The organism is Massilia sp. LC238, assembly GCF_000735635.1.
Classification (GTDB): Bacteria; Pseudomonadota; Gammaproteobacteria; order Burkholderiales; family Burkholderiaceae_D; genus Telluria; species Telluria varians.
The window spans coordinates 1-26,967 of the sequence record NZ_JNNN01000007.1; the positions used below are offsets into that span (position 1 = coordinate 1).

21 protein-coding genes and 1 tRNA gene are annotated in these 26,967 nt (G+C 55.1%); 5 read left to right on the plus strand and 17 right to left on the minus strand.

The annotated features are described in order from the left end of the window. Positions 1 to 126: 126 nt before the first annotated feature. From FG94_RS28615 to FG94_RS01390, 8 genes are all read right to left on the minus strand, one after another. Positions 127 to 264, minus strand: a complete 138-nt coding sequence (locus FG94_RS28615; protein WP_081925714.1) for a GIY-YIG nuclease family protein — start codon at positions 262 to 264, stop codon at positions 127 to 129. Between the two features lie 411 nt (positions 265 to 675). Next, positions 676 to 1,275 carry a recombinase family protein gene (locus tag FG94_RS01360; protein ID WP_036206384.1) on the minus strand — a complete coding sequence of 200 codons (600 nt, stop codon included), beginning with the start codon at positions 1,273 to 1,275 and terminating at the stop codon, positions 676 to 678. Between the two features lie 233 nt (positions 1,276 to 1,508). Further along, the gene (locus FG94_RS01365; RefSeq protein WP_036206387.1) at positions 1,509 to 1,859 is read right to left on the minus strand and encodes a DUF3147 family protein; all 351 of its coding nucleotides are present in this window, start codon (positions 1,857 to 1,859) and stop codon (positions 1,509 to 1,511) included. Positions 1,860 to 1,917: 58 nt separating this feature from the next. Further along, complete coding sequence (locus FG94_RS01370) at positions 1,918 to 2,292, minus strand: hypothetical protein (protein ID WP_036206036.1); 375 nt, start codon at positions 2,290 to 2,292, stop codon at positions 1,918 to 1,920. A 59-nt stretch (positions 2,293 to 2,351) separates the two neighbouring features. After that, positions 2,352 to 5,450: an efflux RND transporter permease subunit gene (locus FG94_RS01375; protein WP_036206038.1), complete on the minus strand. Its 3,099-nt coding sequence runs from the start codon at positions 5,448 to 5,450 to the stop codon at positions 2,352 to 2,354. A 6-nt stretch (positions 5,451 to 5,456) separates the two neighbouring features. Further along, a complete protein-coding gene (locus FG94_RS01380) occupies positions 5,457 to 6,572 on the minus strand; it encodes an efflux RND transporter periplasmic adaptor subunit (RefSeq protein WP_036206040.1) in 1,116 nt (371 codons plus the stop codon). A gap of 1 nt (position 6,573) precedes the next feature. After that, positions 6,574 to 7,125: a hypothetical protein gene (locus FG94_RS01385; protein ID WP_036206042.1), complete on the minus strand. Its 552-nt coding sequence runs from the start codon at positions 7,123 to 7,125 to the stop codon at positions 6,574 to 6,576. Beyond that, positions 7,122 to 8,348 (minus strand): TolC family protein, encoded by a 1,227-nt coding sequence (locus FG94_RS01390; RefSeq protein WP_036206044.1) that lies wholly within the window; start codon positions 8,346 to 8,348, stop codon positions 7,122 to 7,124. Before FG94_RS01390 ends, FG94_RS01385 begins: the two co-directional genes overlap by 4 nt. Positions 8,349 to 8,944: 596 nt before the next feature. On the opposite strand from FG94_RS01390, the gene FG94_RS01395 reads away from it, so the two are divergent. Further along, entirely contained in the window at positions 8,945 to 10,126 is a 1,182-nt protein-coding gene (locus tag FG94_RS01395) for a chromate transporter (RefSeq protein ID WP_036206046.1), read from the plus strand. Between the two features lie 21 nt (positions 10,127 to 10,147). Here FG94_RS01395 and FG94_RS27015 read toward each other — a convergent pair whose 3' ends face one another. Both FG94_RS27015 and FG94_RS01400 read right to left on the minus strand, forming a co-directional pair. Beyond that, positions 10,148 to 10,330: a hypothetical protein gene (locus tag FG94_RS27015; protein WP_152570801.1), complete on the minus strand. Its 183-nt coding sequence runs from the start codon at positions 10,328 to 10,330 to the stop codon at positions 10,148 to 10,150. A 175-nt stretch (positions 10,331 to 10,505) separates the two neighbouring features. Then, positions 10,506 to 13,295, minus strand: coding sequence for an AAA family ATPase (locus FG94_RS01400; protein ID WP_081925715.1), 2,790 nt, complete (start codon positions 13,293 to 13,295; stop codon positions 10,506 to 10,508). Between the two features lie 1,398 nt (positions 13,296 to 14,693). Between FG94_RS01400 and FG94_RS01405 the strand changes: the two genes are divergently transcribed. Next, positions 14,694 to 14,999 (plus strand): hypothetical protein, encoded by a 306-nt coding sequence (locus FG94_RS01405; RefSeq protein ID WP_036206049.1) that lies wholly within the window; start codon positions 14,694 to 14,696, stop codon positions 14,997 to 14,999. 5 nt (positions 15,000 to 15,004) lie between these two features. Here the strand turns inward: FG94_RS01405 and FG94_RS25745 are convergent, their stop codons facing one another. From FG94_RS25745 to FG94_RS01435, 6 genes are all read right to left on the minus strand, one after another. Next, on the minus strand, positions 15,005 to 17,272 hold the full coding sequence (locus FG94_RS25745) for an ATP-dependent RecD-like DNA helicase (RefSeq protein WP_051995969.1): 2,268 nt from the start codon (positions 17,270 to 17,272) through the stop codon (positions 15,005 to 15,007). Next, on the minus strand, positions 17,272 to 17,748 hold the full coding sequence (locus FG94_RS25750) for a VPA1267 family protein (RefSeq protein ID WP_051995971.1): 477 nt from the start codon (positions 17,746 to 17,748) through the stop codon (positions 17,272 to 17,274). Before FG94_RS25750 ends, FG94_RS25745 begins: the two co-directional genes overlap by 1 nt. Before the next feature lie 13 nt (positions 17,749 to 17,761). Continuing rightward, positions 17,762 to 18,145 carry a hypothetical protein gene (locus tag FG94_RS01420; protein WP_200879923.1) on the minus strand — a complete coding sequence of 128 codons (384 nt, stop codon included), beginning with the start codon at positions 18,143 to 18,145 and terminating at the stop codon, positions 17,762 to 17,764. A 19-nt stretch (positions 18,146 to 18,164) separates the two neighbouring features. After that, positions 18,165 to 20,240 (minus strand): integrase, encoded by a 2,076-nt coding sequence (locus FG94_RS01425; RefSeq protein ID WP_036206053.1) that lies wholly within the window; start codon positions 20,238 to 20,240, stop codon positions 18,165 to 18,167. Further along, entirely contained in the window at positions 20,233 to 21,900 is a 1,668-nt protein-coding gene (locus tag FG94_RS27020) for a site-specific integrase (protein ID WP_152570802.1), read from the minus strand. The genes FG94_RS01425 and FG94_RS27020 overlap by 8 nt, the downstream gene beginning before the upstream one ends. Before the next feature lie 291 nt (positions 21,901 to 22,191). Beyond that, positions 22,192 to 23,466: a site-specific integrase gene (locus FG94_RS01435; RefSeq protein WP_051995973.1), complete on the minus strand. Its 1,275-nt coding sequence runs from the start codon at positions 23,464 to 23,466 to the stop codon at positions 22,192 to 22,194. Between the two features lie 156 nt (positions 23,467 to 23,622). Here FG94_RS01435 and dnaQ point away from each other — a divergent pair, with 156 nt between their 5' ends. Together dnaQ and FG94_RS01445 are read left to right on the plus strand one after the other, a co-directional pair. Then, positions 23,623 to 24,363, plus strand: a complete 741-nt coding sequence (gene dnaQ, locus FG94_RS01440; RefSeq protein WP_036206057.1) for a DNA polymerase III subunit epsilon — start codon at positions 23,623 to 23,625, stop codon at positions 24,361 to 24,363. A gap of 26 nt (positions 24,364 to 24,389) precedes the next feature. Further along, positions 24,390 to 24,464: transfer RNA gene (locus FG94_RS01445), tRNA-Val, on the plus strand. 55 nt (positions 24,465 to 24,519) lie between these two features. Here FG94_RS01445 and FG94_RS01450 read toward each other — a convergent pair. Then, positions 24,520 to 25,101, minus strand: a complete 582-nt coding sequence (locus FG94_RS01450; RefSeq protein WP_036206059.1) for a class I SAM-dependent methyltransferase — start codon at positions 25,099 to 25,101, stop codon at positions 24,520 to 24,522. 247 nt (positions 25,102 to 25,348) lie between these two features. Between FG94_RS01450 and FG94_RS01455 the strand changes: the two genes are divergently transcribed. After that, positions 25,349 to 26,947 carry a DUF5605 domain-containing protein gene (locus tag FG94_RS01455; RefSeq protein WP_051995975.1) on the plus strand — a complete coding sequence of 533 codons (1,599 nt, stop codon included), beginning with the start codon at positions 25,349 to 25,351 and terminating at the stop codon, positions 26,945 to 26,947. Positions 26,948 to 26,967 lie beyond the last annotated feature (20 nt).

The following is a 26,967-nucleotide window of genomic DNA, read 5'->3' on the forward strand; positions in this document are numbered from 1 at the left end:
GTCGACGACTTCCTGCCCTGGAACTGTGCCGCCAAGCTGGCCGGCTGAACTCCGCTTCCCAGCGGTGTAGCAAGCATCATCTCGTTTTTGCTACCGGTGCTCAAGACGGTGCTGGGATGACGCTTACTACTCAACCATATACGGATGAGGTGCGCCAGTATTGTTAAGTTCTGCGGCACGAAGCTCCGGGTCTTTCCTCGAATAGCCGACTTTGACCAGATCGGGTATGGCTTTATTGGTGATAACGTAGACCCAGCCTTTCATACGTTAAATCCTCTTTATGTCCAAGCTAAATGTGCGAAATGCACCTAGAATTGATGTCGATACATTAACAGACACTTGCAATTTTATGCAATTGAATATCGTCACTGCGTTATAAGTGGCCGATAATTAGTTACGACCTGGATCGCTTGGCACGGGACGACCGAGAGCGGTGCAAGCCGGTAAGCTTTGCGCGTAGGGCAAGTTGTCGATGGGTCGTCTCACACTCCGTACCCCTCGAGCTTCCGTGTGTCAAGACGTTCGACTTCAGTGGCTGAGTGATCTAGCGGCGTACGGTCCAGGGGAAGAGGCGGACGCTCCACTAGAACAATGCCGTTAAATCCATAAACCGTGGGCGGGCAGGATAGACAGCTAGTTTTCCGAGATTTGACGAAATCTGCTTCCGGGCAACATCTAAGCGGCGTTGCTGAGCTTGGCTGCGCAGTAGCGTTTCACGGTACTCTCAGATAGTTGAAAGTGTCTCGCTGTGGCACTGATCGATTTTTTGTTCTCGACCTTCCACATCTTCACGGCTGCGGCATCAGCTTTAGCAGGACGGCCAAGGCTCTCCTTGCCACGATGGGTCAACCCAGTAGCGGTCAACGACTTTTTCGCAAGGCTACGTCCGGCAGAAGTCCGCTCGGCAATGCGTGCCTTTTCCATTTCTGCGACCTGTGCCAGCACTGCTACGATGAGTTCACCCACGCCTGCAGCAATCGGACCAAGACCACGGACATGAACGGTAACATTGCGAGCTAGCAGGCTTTTTATTGTCATCTGTACGTCGATTGCGTCACGTCCCAAGCGGTCTACAGCGTACACGTGAACAGTATCGCCTTCGCGAACGTAGCTCATGAGCTGATTGAAGCCAGGGCGGTGCAGGGCTGGTATGCCGCCTGACACTCCTTCGTCGCTAAATTCCTTATCGAAGTTGATGCCATGCGACATTGCAGCACGTTGCGCTTCGGTTGACTGACCGTTGGTCGATACGCGGTAGTAGGCGATGTTGCTCAACTTGGTCTCCAGGTGCAAAAGATAGTGAGACCATTATGGACCAGTTCATAGTCGTCGCACAGTAAGTTTTGACCCAAGAAGATCGGGCTGAACAAGGGTAGCTCTGAAGTTACAGCTTGTGAACCTATCGTCGAGAAATAAGACTGGCACCAACGGTCAAGAGCTGCTAGCGCCCGAGCACTTTCTTCTTGACGCCACCTTGTGCCGCTCGAGTCTGCTTGATTTTCGGTAAGTTAGAAAAGATTGATTCCAAAGTGTTTTACTACGAGTGCGAACACTCCAAAGCAAGCCATGGTGAGCAGGGCGCAAGATCCGAGTGTCCACCAAAAACCCAGTCGTTGCAGCAGCCAAGGGAATGCCAGAAACATCGGCAGGGTCGGCACGACATACCAGAAGGTGTAAAAGGCATGGTTCGCAAGCTTGGTCGCTGGCTGATTTTCCAGATGTAGCCATACCAGCGTGAGCAACGTAATCATGGGCAGGGCAGCGACAAACCCGCCGAAGCGATCACTACGTTTTGCCACCTCCGACACCAGTACGACGACTGCAGCGGTGATCAAGTATTTAGTGATGAGCCATTTCATCATTTCTCCTTTTTACCTCGTTATTCCGGTGGCCGTCGGAACGGCCACCGGGCCACACTTATTTAATTGAGAAGCGCACGCTGACAGCCTTCTTGTCAGCGAACGTGATGGCAGCAACTGCCTTGCTGCCTGGAGCGAGTTTGGCGTCGCCTTTCACGACCAGAGTGTTGTCGGTGCCTGCCTCAAGTGGCAGCTCGGTCTTCTCTCTGCCCTTGAGCACGGTCAGGGTGCCGGATGCGCCTGCGGTAGGCAGTGCCTTACCGTGATCGTCGACGTAAATCTTAGTGCTGCCGTCTTTGTCCACCAGTTCGAACGCCAAGTCGCCTGCGCTTTGCACGATGCCGCCGTGCTTGGCCTTCGCGCCGTGGGCAAGGACGTTACCCGACAGGGCTACACTGGCCGCAAGGGCTACTACTGCAAAGATCTTTTTCATTTTCATACTCCAAAAAACTGTGGCGGCTCGGGATGGGCCGCCGCCACTTCGCCCGTAATTCAATAAGTTTCGCCGCCTTTTTCAGCCAGCAATCGCTCAAGGGGTCGTTGACCAACCTTCCAGAAGATGAGCGGCGTCAGCAACGAATCAAGCAAGGTGGAACTAATCAATCCGCCGAAAATCACGACAGCCACCGGATGGAGGATTTCCTTGCCCGGTGCATCTGCAGCCAAGAGCAATGGTGTCAGAGCAAACGCTGCCACGAGTGCGGTCATCAAGACTGGCGTCAGGCGTTCGATTGAGCCGCGCACAATCATTGGCCAACCGAAGGTCTCTCCCTCGAACTTGCAGAGGTTGATGTAGTGGCTCACCTTCAGGATGCCGTTACGGGTCGCAATGCCAGCCAGGGTGATGAAACCCACCATTGAGGCGACTGACAACGAGACCCCGGCGATCCACATGGCGATGACGCTGCCGACCAAGGCAAACGGAATATTGCCCATGATGACGAGTGCCAGCGTTGAGGAGCGATAGCGTGAATAGAGCACCAGGAAAATGAGCACAAGCGAGGCCATCGACAGCCCGACAATGAGCTGCTGCGCCTGTTCCTGCGCCTGGAATTGGCCTTCAACGCTCACGAAATAGCCACCTGGAAGCTGGCTGGACGACACCGTTTTGCGCACGTCTTCGATGATCCTCGACATGTTCGAGCCATCGGTGTTGGCATACACGACAATGCGGCGGCGTCCGTTTTCGCGTCCGATCTGGTTTGGACCGTCGCCTTCCTCGACCGTTGCGACCGCCGACAATGGGATCTGTCCGGCAGGACTCGTCAGCATTACCCGCGCCAGGTCCTGCGGAGAGCGGTCGACGTCGGCGAGCCGCACGACCAGATCGAAACGGCGTGCGCCGTCGATCACCTGGGTGACGCGAGTACCTTCTGCAAGCGCCTGCAAGGCCTGAAGCACGTCGCCCGCCGCCAAGCCATATTGCGCGGCTTTGCGATAATCGATGCGTACCTTGATCTGCGGAATCAGGACCTGGCGCTCAACCGACAGGTCGACCAGCCCTGGCACGGTCCGCAGGCGTTGCTGCAATCCATCGGCCAGCCCACGCAGGGTATCGATATCGTCGCCGTAGATTTTCAAAGCAATCTGCGCGCGCACGCCAGACAACAGGTGATCCAGACGGTGCGAGATCGGCTGACCGATTGCCACCGATGCCGGAATTACAGAAAGCTGGTTGCGAATGCTGGCCATGATCTCTTCGCGCGACCGCTCGGAGGGTTTCAGGTCAACGTCGATCTCGGACGAGTGAACACCTTCGGCATGCTCGTCAAGTTCGGCGCGACCAGTGCGACGGCCAACCCTAGTCACTTCGGGAACCTGGGCAATGAGCGTTTCAGCAAGGGAGCCCATGCGATTGGCTTCTGCAAGCGAAGTACCTGGCGTGAACGTCATGCCCATTACCAGCGAGCCTTCGTTAAACGCGGGCAGGAAAGCGCGTGGGAAGAATGGAACAGATGCGGCGGCTGCCACCACAGCGATGAGGGCAATTGCCAGCATCAAGCGGATGTGCGAGAAGGTCCAGTTCAGCGCGGCGGTATCCCATTGCTTCATACGGCGCACAATCGGGCTGTCAGCACGGTGCAGGGACTTCATGCGGGGCAGCAGATAGTAGGCCAGCGCCGGGGTGACAGTCATCGATACAAGCATCGACGCCAGGATCGAGGCGATGTAGGCAATGCCCAGCGGTGCGAACAGTCGTCCTTCGATACCGGGCAAGGCAAACAGCGGCACAAACACAAGCACGACGATCACAGTGGCGTAGACGATGCCCGAGCGCACCTCAACCGAGGCACGCCAGATCACTTCCAGCACCGACTGGCCATCTTCTTTCCGCTGCTTGAGCCTGCGTACGATGTTCTCTACGTCAACCACGGCATCGTCAACCAGTTCGCCGATCGCGATCGCCAGTCCCCCAAGGGTCATCACGTTAATAGACTGCCCGAGCAAATGGAAGGCAAGTGCAGTTACCGCCAGCGAGAGTGGAATGGCGATCAAAGAAATCAGCGTTGTGCGAACGCTGAGCAGAAAGGCAAACAGGACGATAGCGACAAGAATAGCGCCGTCGCGTAGAGCCTCGACAACATTGCTGATCGAGGAATCGATGAAGTTAGCTTGCCGGAACAGGACCACCGGTTGCGATATGCCAGCGGGGAGCCCCTGTTTGAGTTCAGCAAGCGCCGTCTCGATGTCGTGCGTCAGCCGCACCGTGTCGCCCGCTGGTTGCTTCTGGACGCTGACGATGACTGCGGGTTTGCCGTTCAGGCCTGCGTCGCCTCGCTTGAACGCAGGAGCATAGCGAACGCTGGCGACCTGTTCGAGCAGGACCGGAGCTCCGTTGCGGTAGGCAACAGACAAGCCGCTGATATCTTCCAGGCGATTAGTGCGACCGAGGTTGCGGATGAGGTATTCGCGGTTGTTCAAGTCGACGAAGCCGCCGCTGGTGTTGGCCGCGAAGCCGCGTAACGCATTGGTAACCTGTTCCAGCGACACGCCGAATTGTGCCATGCGCGCCGTATCCGGCTCTACCCGCAACTGGCGTACTTCACCGCCAATTGGGATCACCTGCGACACGCCGGGTATCGACAGCAGGCGCGGGCGTAGTACGAAGTCGGCATACTCACGCGCCTTCATCGGATCGGTTTTGGCAACGTCGATCGGAAGCGCAATGAGCATGATCTCGCCCATGATCGACGAAACTGGCCCCATCACAGGCGCTATGTTACCGGGCAGTTGTTCCTTGACCAGCGTGATTCGTTCTGAGACGAGTTGCCGGTTGCGGTAAATGTCGGTACCCCAGTCGAACTCGGCGTACACGATCGACAAGCCAACGCCTGACACCGAGCGCACCCGAGTGACTCCGGGCATGCCGTTGAGCGACGTCTCGATGGGGAACGAGACTAGCTGCTCGACTTCTTCCGGGGCCATGCCGCCAGCTTCGGTCAGCACGGTAACGACCGGCTTGTTCAGGTCAGGGAAAACGTCTACTGGCGTGCGCCATGCTGTCATGGCACCGTAGGCCATCAGCATCAGTGCTGCTGCGAGTACGAACAGGCGGTTATGGAGGCTAAAGCGAACTATTGAATTGAACATGGATGGTCACCTGATCTGGTTGATCAGCGAAGTGCCGATGACAACCACCCTGTTGTCAGGTGTAAGGCCCTTGGTAACGATGACGGTACGCGCGTCGAGCGCGGTCGCCTCCACCGGCAGGGCAATGAAGCGCTGGGCACCGGATTTGATCCAGACCACCGTTTCATTGGCCGGATTGCGTGCCAGTGCCGCAGCAGGTAGAGCGATACCCTTGACCTTCGTATCGAGCCTGGCCAACACGGTGACCGGCTGTCCTACCGCCAAGTCGAGGTTTTTACCGCGAGCACTGAAATTGATGGGTACGGCTCCGTCGCGCAGGGCACGGCCACCGCCCAGAAGCGTCAGCTGGACATCTGGCACGTCAACGAGCGTCGCAGTGCTGATCTTGCGGGCGATGCTGGTATCCGAGGACAGGGCTTCAATTGTCATGCGTTGGGGATCGACAATCTCAAAAAGCACGTCCCGCGACTCGACAATTTGGCCATTGAGCACCGACGCGCTGGCAATGATTCCGCTGGCGGGCGCGACAATCACCTCAACGCCGCTGATTGACCTTGCCACCGCACGTTCCTGGCCGATGGTGCTGGCCAGTTCTGCCTGGGCCGCTTCAATTTCCTTCGCTGGCACCACACCTTCAAGCGACTTCAGGCGCAATACGCGCTTCGCTAGCAAGGTACTGTTGGCGCGTAATTCGGCAAGCTCCGCAGCCTGGTTGCCGCGCTCAATGGCAGCTCCGGTAGGGCGCAGGCGAGCCAGGACCTGGCCCTTGACCACGCGCTGCCCCGCGACTGGCAGACCATTCGGCCCCGGTGCAATTTGTCCTGCAAATGGTGCCTGTACCCGGCCACCAGCGTTCGGATCAATACTTGCACGGCCATTCAAGGCCACGCTGCGCGCAAATTCCCCTTCCTTGACCATGACGGTCCGCACGCCCATGCGGCGCTGCGCCAGTTTTGGCACATTGACGCTGCCGTCAGGCAGACGCGCCAGACCGCCAACGCTGGAAGTGGCTTGTCCGTCCAGATGTTCGCCGTTCGGGCCATGTGCGCCAGGGGCCGCCAGCAAGGAGGTTGCATACATGCCAGCGACAAGGCTGGCAACAATTCGTTGAGTAATTTTCATATTAAAGTTCCTTTCGTTGACGGCGGCGGACGACGAATACTGCGGCAGCTGCGAGAATGGCAGCAGCAATTGCGGCAAGTAGCCAGCGACTCGTGCCATGCTCATGTCCGTGGTCGTCGGCCTCTTCGGCTACTGTCAGCGTGCCTTCAAGTAGATCGCTTTCTTCACCAGCAACCAGTGTGAACAGCAGGGCATGGGTGCCCGGCTTGGAAATCGCGGCAAGGAATTTCGGATCGTCAACTGCGTAATCGCCGAGGTCGGCGTGGAACTTGGCTTTGGCCTTCAGATCCTTGTACTGGACCTCCAGCACGCCGTTCAATACGGGCTCGTTCGTTTCGTAGCGGTCGATCATGATCGACAACTCGCCGCCTGAGAGGTGGCCAAGCAGCTCGAACGCTTCGGTGAAGGTCTCAATGCGGGGTACGGTCGCGCTGGCACCGGTCGAATTTGCCTGCCCGTCGAGGTGTTCGCCATTTGGTCCGTGCGCGCCAGGGCTGGCGAACGCCGACGTTACGGCGAGCATGGCGGCAAAAAATAGATATAGGTATTTCATGGAAGGATTCCTAAGGCTTGATTGAGTTGGGCGTGGGCAGCGCCGAGTGCAATTTTTTGTTGAGCGACCGCAACGTCGGCTTCGTGCGTGAGAGCGCGCGAGCGAAGCAATTCAGCGAGGCCTCGTTCACCAGCGCGGAACGCTTTTTCAAACAGGGTCGTGTGTTCGTGCAGGGCAGTCGCGCGCTCAGTGGCGACGGTCAGTGCAGTCCGAGCATCCGCAAGCCGTATTCTGGCCATCTGAATGTCGGCGTCGGCGTTGGCCTGCATTTCGGCTGCCTCTGCAGCAGAGGTTGCGATTACTGTCTGCGCCTGGGCTTCAATGGTGCGGTTGCGCGCAGCGGTTCCGATCGGGATCTGAAGGGCTACACCGATGCTGTTGACAGGTTCACGCTGCAGTCGTTCGTCTTCCCGGCGCACCGACAAGGAAATGGTCGGCGGCGCTGAGCGGGTTGCTGTAGCGAGACGCAGAGCGGCACGTGCACGCTGCTCAGATGCCTGCGCCGCCGCTAGACGTGGATTGATGGAAGTCGCGGCATCGTGCAAAGGCTCAGGTTCGAGTGCTGGCAAGCTCGACAGGCCTGTTGTGACCTGGAAGCGAGATAGTGCTTCGGTTGCTGCCGTGCGAGCGTTCGTCACATCGATTTGAGCGGCCAAGACTTCCTGTTGCGCGAGCAGACCGTCGCTACGTGCTAGGTCGCCAGCGTTGACTCTCTGCTGTACTTCGTCACGAAGTCCCTCGAGATGGTGAAGGTGGTCCTGCTTTTCCTCCAGCCTGACCTGCGCAGCGGCAGCCTCCCACATGCGGTTACGGACCACACCGGCAACGGCCAGCCGCGTAGCGCTTAAATGCGCGGTGACTTCGTCAGTGCTGCGTGCGGCCAGTGCTAAGCGGGCGCTTTTCTGACCTGGCAGCCAGAACGAGCTCGCAACCGAGATTTCGGATTCTCGCTGATCGCGTTCGGACGCCCCTTGGTCGATGCGCTGGGACAAGCCGAGCGTCGGGTTCGAGGCGAGCCAGGAACGCGCATTTTCGCGTGCAGCGGAGGCTTCGCCCTCGCGAGCCTCGAGTGTGCGTGCAGCGGGTGCGCGCTGCCATGCGCTCTCGACGGCGTGTTTAAGGGTGTTGCCAACCGAAGTCGGCAAGGGTGGTGCTGCAAAAGCCCAGCATGGCAAGGCGAAGGCGGCACCGACAACGTAATAAGACAGGCGACAGGTGCGCATGTGTTCTCCATCGGATGAGATTCAAGAATCACCGAGGGCGAGCACGTCAGCGCAACATCGTTACGCCAGATCTTTCGATTATGCGTGCAGCATTCCCCCGGCAGCATGGCCGAGGGCGAGGGTAGGAGGTCGGTGTGGTCCGTCGAGGAACGGTTCAGGGGGTGGTTGAGCCACATATGCCCCAACCTCTGATACTGACTGTTCAGGAGGGACCGTCAGGCGCGGGAAGCCGAGGCCCGCAGGCTGTGAGGGAGAAGAATGTTCTTGAGCATGGTCAAGAGACTCATCCGATTCGTCGTAGTGAACGGAGCCGTCTTCCTCGTGGTGGTGGTAGGTGCCTTCGTCGTGCTCTAGCTCATGAATAAGCGACACCGCGCCAACGGCAGGCGGCAGGCTGCCTTGCATGGCGAATCCATACAAGGGCAAGCACAACAGCATGAGGAGACAGAAAATCCGGCGCAAAAGAATCACCTATTAAATGTAAAGAAATTATACCAGTAGCCACTACCGTTTCTCATGTGAATATGTTTCAATCCCTTCGATTTTACGAAATTCAGTTGACTACACACGTGTTCTCTGAACGACAAGGCCCCTACATGAACGAATCGGCAAACGGCGACAGCAGGCCGTGTTACACACTTTGGCAGATGACCGCGTACATGTTCCGTCTGGGGGCGCTCGGATTTGGCGGTCCGGTCGCGCTTGTCGGGTACATGCACCGCGACCTTGTAGAGTCGCGTAAGTGGGTTTCTGAGGCGGACTACAAGGAGGGTCTGGCCCTGTCCCAGCTAGCGCCAGGCCCTTTGGCTGCCCAGCTCGCGATTTACTTGGGTTACGTGCACTACCGGGTGCTAGGCGCGACGTTGGTCGGTGTCGCGTTCGTTATCCCGTCATTTGTCATCGTTGTCGCCCTTGGGTGGGCGTATGTGCGGTTCGGCGGATTGCCCTGGATGCAGGCGATGTTCTACGGCGTAGGGGCCGCAGTGATTGGCATCATCGTGATGAGCGCCAAGAAGCTCACGGAAAAAAGCGTGGGAGAGGATAAGCTTCTCTGGGCAATTTATGCTGCATTGGCCGTCGTGACGGTCATAACAGAATCGGAAATCGCATGGCTGTTCATCGCCGCTGGTGTGCTGGTCTGGTTTTGGCGTGCGCCACCGAAATGGTTCCAGTCAGGCAGGGCGAACGCATTGACGGTCACGCAACTGCCTGTCTTGTCGAGTCTTTATGCAACGGCAGATTTGCCGCTGCTCTGGCAGATCGCGGCGTTCTTTGCGAAAGCTGGTGCCTTTGTGTTTGGGTCGGGCCTCGCAATTGTTCCGTTCCTCTATGGAGGTGTGGTGACAGAGTACCAGTGGCTAACTGAGAAGCAGTTCGTTGATGCTGTTGCTGTCGCGATGATCACACCCGGCCCGGTAGTCATCACGGTCGCCTTTATCGGCTATCTTGTTGCGGGCATCTCGGGCGCGACTGTCGCCGCGCTGGCCACGTTCTTGCCGTGCTATCTTTTCACGATTATTCCGGCCCCATACTTCAAAAAATATGGAAAAGCACCGGGGGTAGTTGCCTTCGTTGACGGAATTACCGCTGCGGCCATTGGAGCCATTGCTGGATCGGTCGTTGTCATTGCCAAGCGGACAATTGTCGATACGCCTACCGCTGTGGTCGCGCTTGTCACGATTGTCCTGCTGTGGAAATTCAAGAAGCTCCAAGAGCCTGTGATCGTCATAGCCGCCGCAGTAACAGGCGTTATCGTTTATCCGCTCTTCCCACATTGATGCAAGATCTACACTAAAATCTTACCTCTTAACTGATAGCACGACCCGCACAGCCTCGTCAAAACTTAGTTCGCCTGCGATGATCTGTTCACGCAGGCCAGCTAACTCCTCGCCGCCTTCCAGTCCTGAGAGCTTCACGATGCCGTAGGAGCTGTCGAACGCTAATTCCAAGTGGCGGCGCTCCTCCATGCTCACTGTTTGCATACCTGTCTCCCTCCGTGCGTACTGCGAATGTTGAAACTGTTGTCCTGTTCGGAAGCTGTGTTGACTCGATGGTATCAACTGAACAGGGTAAATATGCAGAGCTAACCTGGTGACGACGTATCGCAGCCATTCGCAGGCATTGTTATATAGCAGCTAAATTGATCACTGGTGACCATCATGCCGCAGCAGCTAGTCCATCTTTAAGTCGACGCTTTTCGGTCACATTCTTGTTTTCATCAACCAACTTCAACGCCGCCGCGAGTGCTTCTACATCGGCTAGGAACTCGCTTGGGTCGGGGAGTAGGGGCGGGGCTTCGTCGCCACCCTCATGGGTGAAATTGGAGCATCGCGTCATTCCGTTATACACGGCAGTAGCCTCTTTATCGCTGACAGATACGTAGCGTAGTTTGGAGGTCTCGATGGATCGTCTGAAGCGCTTGATTGTTCCTGCGAACAGATGTTCCTCGATGAGAAGCTCCCATGTATCCCTCATCCGCCTATAGCCATTGCGGACCGTATCATTGTAGAGCTCGTGGTCGCTATCTTCCTCCAGGGCTTTCTTTGCTCGCTTGGCCTGGTCGCGAAGGTCATTAACACGTGCGCTCAACTTCTTAGCTTCGAATGGCAGACTTTCACTGCAGATGCCTTTTTTCGTGCCTGCTGAAAAAATATGGCGGCTTTCGTTGGCAACGCCAAGATCCTTCGCAAAATCCTTCAACGACCACGCGAACGCCAGATCATGTGTAAAGACAATGATTTGCCTGTTCTTTGCTTCAAGAACGAGGCGCTTTGCGATCCTCTCGCGGCGCACATGGTCTAGTGACGATACTGGGTCGTCAAAAATGAGACCTGATCGACTTGGCTCAATTCCGACTTCTGCGAGGAACAAGGCCATCGCGATTACCCGCTGCTCACCTTCACTCAGTATGTCTGACACCTTCGTGCGCACATACTGCGGCGTGGTGCGCAGCTTTAGTTGTTGCATTCGAGCCCCTTTTTGACCGGTCATTTCCAGCGCGACGTCAAGTCTGTTCAGTCCAAGATTCGCTATCTCCTGTGCAAACGCGGAGCGAAGTTCCTCGGTTACGTGCGACTCGTACAATTCGCCAATAAAAGTGGTGACAAGGCGAGTGTTACAGCCTTTTATGGCCTCGCCAAATGCATGGTCGCGTTTGTGCCACTCGATTGCATCAAGCACCTTGGGCAGCAACTGCGCAAGTTTTGCTCTGGCTTCCAATTCCGTGAGAATTTTACTTTTGCGCTCCCGTTCTTCCGGTGTCAATGCAACTTCGAGCCGCGCAGCCTCTGCAGTCTGCTTTTCGATTAGTACGTCGAGTGCCAGGATCGGGGATGTAGGCAGCGCCTCTTGCGGGTTGAGTGTGCGGTTTGCAGCTGTTGAGAGAACGCTAGCACGACGCGCACCCAATGCCCCCACATACTCTCGTATCGCTGTTGCCAGCGCTGGCTCGCTCTCATCGAGCTCACCCAGCAGCACACGATCGGACGGAAAGGTCTCGAGACCCAATTTCGATATTGCGCGATACAACTTCTTTGTGGCTTCTCGCGATTCGGTCGCTTTTTTTTGTGCATCGGCTTCAATAAACTGAAAGAACGATTTCAGGCGATCGATAGCTTCGCCTGTGAGAGGCTGTTGACAGAGAACGCAGTGTGCGTTGTCCGGACCTGGAAAGTCGTTCGTCGGGTACGCTACCTCTGTCGCGTATTTCGCTGCACTCCTCAGCAAAACCTCCCACGGTTCAGTGCCCGTACCTACGACAAAAGCGCCGCCAGCCTGGAGCATTTCGGCAGCCAGCTTTGATGCGCTTTCTGCCGCCGTCATGGATATGAAGGCGTTTGCAAGCTGGCTTAGCGTCCCGTCTGTTAGAGGAACCTCAAGCGCGGATACTTCATTGCGCAATGTGCTAAGCCGTGTCGTGGTGCGACGAATACCTGCAGCAAGCTTGACTGGGTCTTCATCCCGGAGGAGTTTGGTAATCGATTGTCTCTCTGCTTCTTCTTCTTTTGAGAGGGTGGCGAGTTTTATGAAGGTTTCCGGCAGACTTTTTTGGCCAAGTTTTGCGTATGCTTGCCCGACCAAGGTGGCACCTGATAGTGGCAATAGCTGGGCGTGATCGAAGAAATTTGCTTTTCTATCCGCTTCAATAAGGCGCTGAACCGCGCCCAATGTCTCTGACAGACTGTGAATCACGTCCATGCCGCAAGGGACGAAAAGAACCTTAGCCTGGTTGTCGACGAACACGCGAGCGCAGTGCGAATCGAAAACCGACATTTGCGAAAGCGGTGCGGGCGGCACGGTGTCTGCGGCCCAGTCGTGCGAATGGAGCTGGTCGCCCTCATTCCACTCAATTATCGCACTGGCTGGTACTGATCCGGAAGATGCAGTGTAGACATCCGGAAGAATGGTCTCTACGTTGCGTGCACGGCAAGCTTTTTTGAGCGCCCGCGCATAGCCAGACTTGCCCGCACCGTTGTGCCCGTAGACAACAGTAAGCCCCATCCGGTGGAACGTCAGCGCCTGAGTGCGGTCGATCGCATTGAGATTCTTCGGGCTACGCATTGCAATAAGACTAACATCTTCGCCTGCTTGCGCAGCTGAGGGCAGGGTAGCTGGGTCAAGGCGGACAGCAGCAAGTCCTTGTCGAGCAGGCAGACCGTGATGCAACTTGGCCAAGGCAGCTAGATCCTGTAAATCATCCTGGGTCAGGCTGCCGGTTAGCAACCTGCGGATCGCGTCATCGATCCATGCTGGCTGCTCAGAGGCCCATGAAACGATTTTCTGAATTATTTGCATTTGTGCCTGCTGACTTGTCCAGTTACTTGCCGTTACGACTAGCGTAAAGAAGTCTGAGCAATGTTGCAACGAAAGAATAATTCGATAGACAAGTAGTAGCCAATTTTCACCAATAGTTGTACTGCGAAACTTGTTCCTCGGAACCGCGTGCATTTGGTGTGTGAAAGCTAACAGTCGTAACACAACATCAAAGATTAATTAGCCGCACACACGGGGTCGATAGGATTGCGCGTTTCGCAACCCGATGCTACTGTATGCCTGTACAGTATTTGGCTTGGGGAGGCGGCATGTCAAAGGGAACGTCGCGAACGTTTGTGTCAATTCCATCAGATTTCCCAAGGGCAAACCTGATCGATGACGTGCTGTCTAATTACGAGCTGTGCTTGGATCTTGTCCGCCAACTTGTGGAAGAGGTAAGAAAAGAACAGCTCCGACACCCACTCATTCCGACCATAGAAATTGTTGAGCTGCATCTTGAGATTGCGCAACGGTTCGGTTGGGGTGGCGTACCTGGCGAAGTTGAGTGGATTTTTCGGAACGTCGTGCGTGTGCTGGGCTGCGAATCGCCTGGATCCTCGGTACAGTGATCAAGCCTTGTATGAGTGCACGCAAGGAGGGCCTGTCTGGCTAACGACTGCTGGTGAGAAAAATGGCTAACAGCGACGAATCCATGCGTGATCGAGAAGAGACGGAATTCATGGTGCCCGATGAGTTTCCTCGTGAGCGCATCAGTGGCGCAGTACCTGGTGCTCAACCTAAATATCTTGCTACGCTCTACAAAGGGCGTTACTACTTGAGTGGATGCACGCCCCCTGAGCTGTATGATCGATGGCGCGTTTGCGAGGATCTAGCCGCTCAACTCGCTGTGAAATCGTTGGCGTCGAAAGCGGGGAAACGTTCACATATGACGGAGAACGCAATTCTCCACCAGTATTACGAAAGGCTGGTTGAGACAAGCTGGACGTCGAGGGATGAAGCGTGTTGGATCATGCGGAGGGTAGCCCAGCAAATTGGATGGCTTCAGACTGACGGGCCATGGGTGACCGAGAAGTGACCGTGTTGGATGAGGTTTAGCGTTGGTCTGAGCTGGACTTTGACAGATGAAGTTGACGCCTGACGCTCGCAGAATGTAGTTACATGCAGGCGATCTGCTGGCTTCATTGTCGCGTTCTTCGCGTCTGGTGCACCGGAATCATCGACGTAGCGTTGCGGTGAGGCTACGATAAGTAGTGTTTCACCTGCTATCGAACATACTCTCGAGTTGCATGATGGTCTAGGTCGCCGTCGCTCCCTGCTCAGTGTATAATTTGTAGTATGAGTCCATACTATATGGACAAACATGATGTGATAGGAGAATGCTATGAGCCTCCGTGGACTTCAAGTCAACAATTTTAATGTGCGGAACGAACCGAAGAAATCGCCTGGTGAAGAGGTCAAAATTTCACCAGAAGCAATCGATCGTGTGAGGGCGGCGAACCGTTATTTCGACGCTAATCCTCCTCGTGCACATTCCCAATCTGAGCTTGACTCTCTGTTCAAACGCCGCTAAGCATGGTTGTGCCGTATTTTGTTGGAATTGATCCCAGCTATCCGGAATTTCAAAAAGAGCTTGACGCGTTGTTTCTGCATCACGAGGCACTTGCGAGTGCCTTCGGTGACACTGTCAAACAAATGATGCTGTGGTCGGACCTTGAGCGACTGGCAGCTCCTCAGCTTGTCGAAAGTGCTTTCGACGGATCCTACGCGCTGTACAAGCTTACTTATCAAAGCGGTGCGTTGGAGCTTTACGCTCGCCTTGAAGGTAATGTCTTGGCGTTCATTACAATCCTGAAACCTAAGATGGTAGCGAAACGCTAGTCGTTTTACATGTAGCTTCCCAGATCTTCCAGGATCAGATGTGCGGCATTGCAGGGTGGCAGTTCCCTGTCACCCGACGTCGATACCCTGCTGCTCTCTAGCAGTGCAGGCAGCAAGACATGCCGCCGTGAGGAGGAGGGTGGTGCCGCGATGGCATCATGTGCAGCAGTGGGATTGCCAACCAACACGACTTGCTGAACACCGCGCGTAACAGCGGTATAGATCAGCGCTTGGTCGAGCAGTCGTGATTTCCGTATTGGTATGATCACTCGTTCGAACTGACTGCCTTGGCTCTTGTGTACGGTGATCGAGTAGGCGTGCACCAGTGCCTGAAGCTGTGTTGAATTAAAACGGTACTCGGTCCCTTCAAACTGAGCTCTGCAGCAAACGGATTCGCCATCCGTAACTTTCAGTGCCTCAATAATAATCCCAAGTGAGCCATTGCGAAGCCCTAGTTCGTAGTTGTTTTCTGTGAAAATGACGAGGTCGCCGACGCAAATGGGTAGCTTTTCGGGGCTGAGAGCACCGACGACGCCAAACTGGGGGTCGTAGCATTGAATCTGCTCAGGCTCCTGACGATACCTCGCGTGTAACGCGGAATTGAGTGCTCGGACGCCGCCAACATTGCTGCGTGTGGTGGAGAGAATTTGCACAGCGTAATCGCTGCCGTTACCGCCAAGTTCCTCGTACACACGCAGAACTGTCGCATCCAGCTCGGCGTCACTACACGGAACGAACGACACGCCCGACCCTTTTCCCAGGTAGCGGGAAAATTGCGGCGGCTCGTGCCTACGTATGGCAGCCGCGACCGATGGAATGCCGCTCGCAGAACTCTGCCGTTTGGTTACTTTTAATTCAGTCTGCACGATCCATGGATTGCCCACGAGCGCATGGAGTACGAGACCTGGACCAATGGGCGGCAACTGCGAAGGATCTCCAACAAGAACGATTCGCGTTCCTGGAGGAATCTGCAGTAAAAGACGATACATGAGGATGACATCGACCATGCTCATCTCGTCGATCACGACTATCGAGCCATGCCCTAGAGGTAGTGAATCGACCTTGTTCAGGAACGAAGCAATCGTCATGCTCTCTCGTCCAGTCGCTTCAGTCATGCGCTGCGCTGCGCGACCGGCCAAGGCCAACTGATGAATGGCGATACATGGTTGCGACGCTTCCAGTGCCCGATACAACGCCTTTAACACGGTCGTCTTTCCGGTGCCTGCTCCTCCAAGTATCAGGCACAGATTGCTGGCAGCGCTGGCAATGACGGCCACGCGTTGCTCAGCGGTGAGCGAGAACCCATTTTCAGACTCATATTGCGCGATCGAACGGGCCACCTGTGCTTCATGGACCTCAGTGTTTGCTAACAGGGAATGCTGACCCATCGCTTCGCCACACGCGATCTCACGAAGCCGAGTTGCCACATACTGCTCAATGACGTACGTACCGGCAGGCTGAAAGAAGTCGCCGACACGCCGGTACCGCGCGTCATTGTCGAGCGCAAGTGCCTTCGTAACGAGCGGATGAAGACCAAACAGTTTGTACAGTCGTGATCTAAGCCCATCAGAAGGCAGACACGTATGGCCATCGGACAAGCCGCTATATAAGGCTTCCTCGGTGGCGGCGTTAAGGCGGCGGGGGTCGTCTTGTGTAACGCCGAACTGGCGTTGCGCGAGCTGATCGACAGTTTTCCATCTTTCGGCGAAGGACACCAGTCGGTATGGATTTTCCTCTAGCTTTGCCTGGGCTTGTTCTCCATAAAAATCAGCAATCTTTTGCCCAATACGGCGATGTATTCCCAGTCGATCGAGCCACAGCAAGGTCCCGGCTACCCTATGGGTTTCGAAGGCATGGCATAGCAGGTCAGCAGCCTCTAGGCTGACAATTTCGCCGAGAAGCTCGAGGTTTCTTCTGTCGATGTGCTCGATCAAGGCAGGGCCAAACCGGTCGTAGAGTTTTGATGCCTTGACGTGCCCAATGCCAGCGCACATTGTTGAGTTGGCTATCCATTCAACAATATTGCTGCCTGAAGGGAGAACAAGTTGCGCAATTGTCACTTCGATCTGCTGCTCATCATTCCACATGACGAGGCTACCGCTGACCACCCAACGCTGTCCTCTGTCGACCAACGATGCGTCGTTGATGACACTACTTTTGCAAACGGCAATATATCGCTCGTAAGCATCTGACACGCCGCTGAAAATGACACCTCCATGCTTGCCGCGACTGCGTATGCCGGTTACCCGCAACTGGACGGTAAGCGCACGCATTACTGTACGAGCCTTCCGGTCTTAAACAGATGGTCGGCCAAAAACTTATACTTCTTTAATAGGTCTTGTAATAGTGTAACTTGCGCCTTGAGAGCGGCGTTTTGTTCTTCCAGCGTTTTCACACGTTGCTCGACACCTGCCTTTGCAATTTGCGCACGCCGGTTCGCGGCTTTTTCTGATTTGATCTCTTCGGGGGTCTTCAAGCGGCTCCCGATCTCGACGTCAGAATCGACAGGATCGAGTAAGCCAGTCGTGCGCAACCGCGCTTCGAGCTTACTCAATTCGCCTTTTACAGTAGGGTTCTGGCGCAGCACTGAAACGGCAAAGCCACACTCATGTGCAATATCGATCCGGCTCAACTTGTCGCCGCGCACGTAATCCGCCCAGTCGTTAGTACGGTCGCGCTCCTTGATCCAAGCACGGAACCGTTCAACGTTTTCAATTGCAATCTGCTGCCCATTACGTCCGTCAGTCATAAGTCCTCCGGCATCAAGGTTTCTTCTTTTGGGGCATGGGCCTCATCAGCTGCTCCGGCGTGAGCCCTTTGATCTTGGCGTTATAAATAAACCGATTAGCAATCTCCGCCATCTTATTAAGCTCGCCCTTTAGTTGATCATTCTCTTCTTGAAGCTTGACTAATCGTTCCATCGCTTCAAGGGTGCTCCTGGGCCGTGCCACTCTACTAAGCTTATTGGCCTCAAATCGGAGCTGTTCCTTTTTAACTGCATAAGCTCTTTTTACTGCTAACTTCTTATTTAGTGCTTGTCTCGTTGGCTCGTATCCAAGTATGCTTTTTGAACCCTTGCAGATAAAATCCCATTTGAATGGTTCGAGTTTTGGCCATTGTCTAATCATGTCGACGATTTCGTTCACGTCTTCATCGGTAATGGCGTTATGCACTCCGCGACCCCATCAGGTCATCTAGGCATGCCAAAAGTTCCGTCCCGTATTCGATGGCTAAGTTTTTCCTATCAGCAAGTCGGACACTCATCGTCTCTGCTTTCTCGGCAATTAATGTCTGTTCATGACTGAAATCAGTACCAGCGAGCTCCACTGGACTTCCGTCTGGAATCCGTGGATCATTTAAGACAGCGATCAGCTCATCTAGCTTCTTAATCTGCGGACCCATTACGGTCACCCAACGAGTTGCCGAACGCTCGCCACGAGCGATCGCCGCTTGCGCGGCGTTATAGGTTTTTGACATCAGATCACGGTCGGCAGCGATAATCTCTGACGCAAATTTGTCCCCTTTGCACATCAGAAGCTCCGAGCAGTTCAGGCAGTCAGCGAATTTGTTGCACGGACCAACCCGCCAGCTCCGTCGGCAAAGCCCGTATCGGCTACGATGAATTGGGCCTTGACCGTAGATCTCAGCTTCTTCAGAAGTAATCGGATCCTTAGGAGCCTGTACGATTTCGATGTCCATCATCGCCGCCACTGCCGAGGCGGTTTTACCCTCATCATTGTCGAGGTAGGTCAGTGTTTGCCGATTACTAGTACGGCTGCTCCAAGCGGTGATAACGTCAATCGTCACCCCACTTTGTTTCGCTAATCGGTTAAGCAGGTGACGGTATGAATGCGACTTCAATTTTTTCGGCTCAAAGCCGTGACGAGTATAAAAACACAGTGGACGACCACTGTTTTTGTACGTCCTTTCCTTCCCATCAAGCCGCATTCCGTAATAGCTTGATCTAAAAGGGGTGAGTAAGATTGGACTTGTGACCCAGCCAGTCGAGAACTGATGACGAAGGCAGCAGAGCAGGGACTCTGACATCTTAAGTGGAAGCACTCCAGGTCCTGCAGCTGGCTCCTGATACGGGAAGTGGGGATTCAACCGATGATGATCCTTGACCACCATTGACCAAAGGGTATTCAACGTATGCCCAGTAAGCCTTCTTTGACCCGTTAGACTCTCAACATAAGACGTGGCAGAACCTATCGAGAAAAAGCCCAACGCGTCTCGAACTTGATCCGGAGAAAGTACCTGATCGTCGGCCACCTCTGGGCAATTTTTGTGGCGATAAAATTTGCTTGGACTGCCCTCCATATATCGTGCCAGTCTGCGGCCTTCTTCCGTTAATTCCTGAAGGCGCCGGATCGCCTCAATGGCAATTTCTGCCATCGTGCGAGGAATTGGTTTGCGGCAAAATTCTTTGGTTTTCGGCACCCAATATTTGAAATAATATTGAGTATTTCCGTCCCGATCGACGTCTTGGGCAAGGCAGTCCATCCTGAATCTTCGTACCTCGCTAATACGGATCGGAGCACAAAGCAAAATGGCGGTAATACTCGTAATGAGGACATCGCCACCCTCCAGAGGCTGCTCATATCCCCGACCAAACACTTCGCCGATCGCCAACAGCGCGTCCTGGTTTGGAAGCTTTTTATCCTTGAGTTCCTTCGTTGCAGATGCGCCGAACTGCCTGTCGTAACTGAGATCTCCATGGAACTGATGATTCCAATAATGAGCCGCACTTGTAACGATTCCTAGATCAGCCAGTGTCTTAAGAATGTTAAGGAGTTCGGCGGCGACAAGGTGGGCCGCCTTGCGTTGGGACAATAGAGCGGTAGCTTCATCAAAGTTCCTCTGATTTACTTTTGTGATATCAGGAATATTTCCATCAATCCGAAGCGAATATTCTAATGCGCGCAGTGCTGTCAATTCACGGGCAATGTTTAAATGTGGCCTAGTGTGATGGCGATACCGAAGATAGGCTTTCGCAGCTTCCATGAAATCCGGATGCATTAGCTGCGCCGATGCCGGGGAAGCTGAAGCATGTAACGCGCTATTTTCGTAGTTCGTAAATCTAATTGCACGATGTATGGTTACCCACCTATAGCTTTCCCACGCAAAGCCAGCTTGCTCACTCCAAGTCGGAATTAAATCGCGCGACATCGAAATGAAAGCGTCGAGATTCTGTTTGGCGTCCAAGTCCCGACGAGGGACGAAATTGAAAATTTTAGCCATTTTTGACCTGCAATTCTTTCTTTCGAACATTGCACCGATCAATACAGGCTTGAACCGCACGTATATCCGGGGCGAGATCAATCGGACACAGCAATTGTCGACTGCCGCCGATTTTTATCATCGCATTTTCTTCGTCTTGTCGCCGGAGAAGTGCATTGAGAACTTCTACGTGAGGCGCGTAGACCAACGGTTCAAAATGCTTACATCGATAGCATGGAACCGGCACTGTGGTCGTGGCACAGAAACTGTGTTTGCCGCATGTTCCAACTTTCGACAAATTCTCTTCGTGCGCAAACTCGAGGCTGCTCTCAGGATCGTAGGCACGACTCGCGTGAGAATCGTCGTCTAGAAGTTTTCCGGTAAACGACATAGCCAGGGGTACCAGCGCACCACCCATAGCCTCGTCGATACGTCGAGCTTCCTCGGCAGGGTCGTTGTAATACGCATCCAACGATTGCTCATATGTGTGGCCAAGCCAGAACGACAGGACATGTTTCGCCATCCCTAAACGTGCAAGCTGCCTCGCCCTGGTATGACGTAAACGAGTCGCCGTAACCTGAAGAGGCTTACCAGTCCTGTGACTTAGTGGTGGTTCGAGGCGCGCTAATCCGCGACGACCGTCCCTCCAAATCTCCGCTGGACCGGTGACTGTCCATGCTACATATTTACCAACTTTCGTAGGCACAGTGTGGAACAGTCGACTACCAAGATGAACGCGCCAATCGACTTTATAATGATTTGTAAGCTCGGTTATTGCCGTTAGCAATTGTGTTTGATCTGCGAAAACTGGCAGCTGATCGAGTTCATCCTCGGTCAGCGAAAACTGAAATGTATCCTCATACAATTGCTTCAATTCGTGTTTCTGGATCTGGAAAAGGTTCCACAAGTGATCTGCCACTGGATGGACTTCACTCTTGCTGTCGCGGAAACTATTTTCAGCACGCCGATCCTTTGCTCCAGGGAAGAAAATTTCACGCCCTCCAAGAGCTCCATCATTCGCAGCTCCGTCACGAAAGTCGCCGATCTTAAGTTGGGCTAGCTGAACTGGGCGTCGTGCGTATTGCATGGAAAGCAAACGCAACAGGGTTAGCTGTGTTCCGCTTTTTCCTGCATCGTAGTTTTCCCAAACGCGATGGAGGAGTGCGTCGAACTCGTTTTCTGTGAGCCAGCTTTTTTCCGGATCATCAGAGAGCGCATTTCTTGCGCCCTTCGGACTTGGCAATGTTTTGGCGAGAAACTGCAGTGCACTCTCTGAAATAGCATCAGGGTAGCGGTCATGCCAATACATAAAGAACGATTTAACTACGCCCTTCTCGCGTAAAAACTTTTTGTTGTCAAGCGCCTTCAGTACCCAACTTTCATCAAAGGTCTGAAATTGACCGCTGGCAAGGGAAAACGCGATACGACTAACGCATGTCGTTAAGACAATGGGGGAGTATTTTCGCGTCCTTGAAAATTTTAGAATATGATCTCGAAAAGACTGTGCAGTCGCCCGCCCCAGAAAATTCAAACTAGAGCAATCGCTTGTACCTACACCGACATGAACGAATAGATCGCCATCCCAACGAAAATCGCCTGGTTGCGATGTCGGACGGGCAGTCTGATTGAGGTCAGTCGTGAGATCTGCTACATCTAAAATGAAAGAACTCGATTTAGTCATTCGCAGATGCACTCTCAAGGTGTGGTCGATCAAAAATTCACAGAAAACAGTTTTTTCAAGCTATTACCCTTTTAAAAACGGGCAATATAATTGCATTAAAAAACTAGCTTCATCTTCGAAGCTAAGTTTGGTGCCTATAACTGTGCTTCGGACTGGACGCTCAAGGGTGACCAGATGGACCTCCGCAACGCATGTCTATAGGTAATTACTGTACGTATATACAGTACACCGTCTGTCTAAACTTGACAAGTGAATCTTAGATTGACGCAATTTAACTCATGATGCCGGTGGTTAATCCGCGTTGGCGATCTGAAGCGCGATCTCACTTGCTCGGAGGACAGTCTCATCCGAGGTTGATTGTGGCCGCTCTGTATCGAATGCGATTGTCAGACCAAAACTCAGCGACTGTTGCTGAATATGTCGTTGGTTATACCTTCTCGACATGTCTGAGTCTCGGCACCAGCCCATCAGGGTCTCTCGATACTCCCGTTCTTTTTCAGGAGCCAGTTTTTTTCTATCGGCATGTTGCGAGAAGCGGAAATTCCAGTCGTGCCTGAGCAAGTGTGGATGCGTAGTTCCAATGCCCGGATACGATTTCTTGAGACCACGCAAGACTTGGTCGAAATTTGAAATCGACAACGGCCTTCCTTGTCCCCGTCCGCGACGATGGGTCACAAATATTGCGTCCTCGTCGCCAAAGCCGACGTCTGGAACTGCGGCTCGATACTCTGTAATATATTCAAAAATTTGTTTCTCAAGCTCCGGCGTAATGGGCACGACGCGCCCCATGGTTTTTGCCACCGGTTGGTTTACTCGAGTGTCGTACAAATCATGATGGTTACGTTGTATTTCCAATGAGGCAATCGAGCCACCGGTCGATTCCTTCAGGTGTTTAATCTTGAGGGCTAAAAGTTCCCCGCGCCGCATCCCGGTTTCGTACAAGATTCTGAGCATGACAACGTTGCGAAGTCGCGCGCCTCTATCGGCATCATAGCTGAGTTTGTCAAACGGCCTTTTCCATAAAGCAATCAACTGATCACGCGCTTTTTCAGAAAGCCGCTTTTTCAATATCTCTTGATCAGCGGCCCCAACAGAGCCTAGCTTTTTCGTTAATTTCTTTGTAAGCCTGATCTTCTGAGTTTTGATCATTTGCGCGATTTCCGGTTTATCTGCACCTTTTATCGCGTTGTTAGCGAGCCAGTCGAGGTAGCCTGCGGCGTACATAATATATGTGTTGCCTTTCGATGCACTAATCGTTTCCCCTCGCTTGCCGCGCCGCGCCACGCTCAGGTATTGAGCGAGTTCGTCGATTTCATACGGTTCCAGGAACTGTCGACTCTGAAATCTGGCTGTCAGGTCGAATGAATTTTTGACTTGCCACTCGCAAACGCGCTTGATTGCCTCAAGGTAGACCAGTTGTGTCGCTGGTGTTGTCGTCAGGCGGATGCTGGTGGCGATGTACGCTGTTGGATAAAACAGCGGAAACCCAGGCTGTTCGCTGTCATAGAGTTGGGAGAAGCGCTCGCCATCCGAGGCGATGAACGATTTAATTTTAAAACGCACCATTTTCCCCTAGACCGAGCCTGTTGACAAAAAACTCAAATTTTTTAGAAGTCTATGGTGCGTTTACATTTTTAGCAAGCGTATTTTGCCTGTCGAGCGAGCCATCATGGTACAATTTTGCTCTGAAAAGATTGTGAATATTTAAGTTGGAGAAGGTCTGTGCGTTTACAAAAACCTGCTAATAGGCTCGTAGTCCTCGATACCGAAACCACCGGCCTGAATCCCCGCACGGGTGACCGCATCATCGAGGTCGGGTGCGTCGAGATCGTCAACCGCAAGCTGACCGGCAATAACTTTCACCGTTATATCAACCCGGAGCGCGACTCGGACGAGGCCGCGCTGGCGGTGCACGGCCTGACCACCGAATTCCTGAGCGACAAGCCGAAGTTTGCCGAGATCGTCGAGGAACTGCGCGAATACGTGCAGGGCGCCGAAGTCATCATCCACAACGCGCCCTTCGACCTGGGCTTCCTGAACCACGAGTTCCAGCGCCTCGGCCTGCCGCCGTTCACCTCGCACTGCAGCGGCGTGATCGATACCCTGGTGCAGGCCAAGGAACTCCATCCGGGCAAGCGCAACTCGCTGGACGCGCTATGCGACCGCTACGAAATCTCGAACGCGCACCGCAAGCTGCACGGCGCATTGCTGGACTCGGAGCTGCTGGCCGACGTCTACCTCGCAATGACGCGCGGCCAGAACTCGCTGACCATGGATGTGGCGGTCGAAGCGAGCTCCGGCGGCGAACTGGGCGATGCCGGGCCGCTGGGCGAGATCATCGTGGTGGCAGCCAGTGCCGACGAACTCGCCGCGCACGAAGAAGTCCTGGCCGGCCTGGACAAGAATGTGAAGGGCAGCTGCCTCTGGCGGAATTATTCGCCCGCAGGGGTGACGGCCGAGTGATCCTGTGGCATAATACGCCTCGCTTCGGGAGGTTAGCTCAGGGGTAGAGCACTGCATTCACACTGCAGGGGTCGCAAGTTCGAAACTTGCACTTCCCACCAAGAATTCACAGAGAAAAGACGTTGATTGCGAAAGCGGTCAGCGTCTTTTTTGTTTTCACGGCTGTCCCGCCACGTAGGCCCTGAGGTCGGGCGTAATGGTCCAGGCGTACAGGGAATGGTCGCGCATCCGCACGATCTGCTCGGGCGGCCACTGCCCGCCCATGTGGAAGTCGTGCGACACCACGCGGCTGCCCGGGCGCAGCTGGCGCCATAGCTGCGGCATCAACTTCAGGTTCACCTCGAACAGCAAATACAGCATGACGACCGTGGCCGGGCTGAAATCGGTCGCGAACAGGTCTGCCTGCTGGAAGCGTACTCTCCGCTCCACGCCGGCGCGGCGCGCATTCTTGCGCGCTTCGCGGATGCGCTCGGGATCCAGATCGATGCCGACGCCGCGTGCGCCATGACGCCGCGCTGCCTCGATCACGATGCGGCCGTCGCCACAGCCCAGGTCGTAGACGGTGTCGTCGCGGCCGACCCGGCCCAGCGCCAGCATGCGCCGCACCACATCCGGTGGCGTGGAGACATAGGGCACGACCGGCAGCCGCGCAGCCGCGGCGTGCGGGGGCAGCAGTAGTGCCGGTGCCAATGAGGCACCGGCCAGGGCGGCCGTACCGTGGACCACGCTACGGCGCATTCGCGAAGCCGGCGCGCTTGCGGCCTCATGGGGTGGGGAGGGAAGCTGGCCGGGCACGCGGGAACTCCTGGGTGATCGATCAATACCTCCAAGCTTACCCGATTCGTGCACCGGCAGGCTCAGGATCGTCGTAGATGTACGATGACTGCCCTCCAAGCGGAGCGACCTGCGCATCGCTGCTTGAGTTTGAGAGCAGGCTCTGCTATGTTCTTGTGATCAGTCATCGTACAACATTGCTAGGGATCTCATGAAATACCTGCTTGTGCTGCTGTTCTTGATCTGCGGTCCCGCAAGCTCCCTGGCGCAGGAACGCACCGACAGGTATGGCGTCTACGAGATCGTCCTGAAGGGGCGGGATGCCGGCAATCCCTTCATCGACCTCGAGTTGAGCGCCACCTTCACCAAGGGCGCCGAGAGCTTCAGCCCGGAAGGCTTCTACGACGGCAAGGGCACCTACCGGATCCGCTTCATGCCGACCAGCGTCGGCGCATGGACCTGGGTCACCCGCAGCAACCATCCGGACCTGGACGGAAAGCAGGGCAGTTTTCTTTCCGTCGAGAGCGCCAACAAGGGGCCGGTGCGGGTGGCCAACGTCCACCACTTCGCCCATGCCGACGGCACGCCTTTCTACCCCTTCGGCACCACCATCTATGAATGGGCCTTCCAGCCGGAAGCAAAGAAGCTGCAAACCCTGGCCACCCTGCAGAAACACGCTTTCAACAAGGCGCGCATGCTGGCGGTGCCGCCCTACAAGCCGAACTACCTCAGCGGCCCGGGCAAGCTCACCGAGTTCCCGTTCGTGGGCAGCTCGCGCGCCGACTTCGACTTCTCGCGCTTCAATCCGGTGTACTTCCAGAACCTGGAGCGGGACGTGAAGCGGCTCTCGGATCTCGGCATCCAGGTCGACCTGATCCTGTTCCGGCCCTACGACAAGGGCCAGTGGGGCTTCGACACCACCAGCGACGCCGTCAACCAGCGCTTCGTGCGCTACATGGTTGCGCGCTTCGCGGCTTTCCAGAACATCTGGTGGAGCCTGGCCAACGAGAACAGCTACATCAAGCACCTGAGCGACGAGGACTTCGACCGCTACTTCCAGATCGTCCAGAAATACGACCCCTACGGCCACCTGCGCTCGATCCACAATGCCGACCGCATCTATGACTACAACAAGCCCTGGGTCACGCACGTAAGCCTGCAGTACTACAACGCGGTCAAGGTCTTCGGCGTCTCGCCGCTGCTGCGCGACATCTACCGCAAGCCCATCGTGCACGACGAGATCAACTACGAAGGCAATTCGGCCAGCCGCTGGGGCCAGCTCAGCGGCGAAGAATTGACGCGCCGCTTCTGGATCGCGCTGCTAGGCGGCGCCTACGCCACGCACGGCGAGATCCTTGACAACGGCTGGATCGGCGGCGGCGGTTTCCTGGCCGGCGCCAGCCCCGAGCGGATCGGCTTCCTGCGCAAGATCGTGGAAAGCGGTCCGCCGGAAGGACTCAAGCCGATCGACCAGCTGTTCGTGATGAACGCGGCCGGCAAGGCGGGTGAATACTATTTATATTATTTTGGCGACGAGCGTCTGCGCGAATGGCCCTTCGTGCTGCCGGTCGGCGAACTCAAGAAAGGGATGCGCTTCAAGGTGGACCTGATCGACACCTGGAACATGACGGTCGATCCGGTACCAGGCACCTTCGAGATCGGCGAGCTGACGCGCTACCGCGTCGCCGACAAGGACAAGCGCGTGCTCGCGCTGCCGGGCAAACCCTACATGGCCTTGCGCATCCAGCGCGTCGGCGCCATGCCCACCGGTCCCGGCGCGCCGCTGCCCGGCGCCGCCGCCGACGATTGACGTCTACCAGTTAAGAGAAG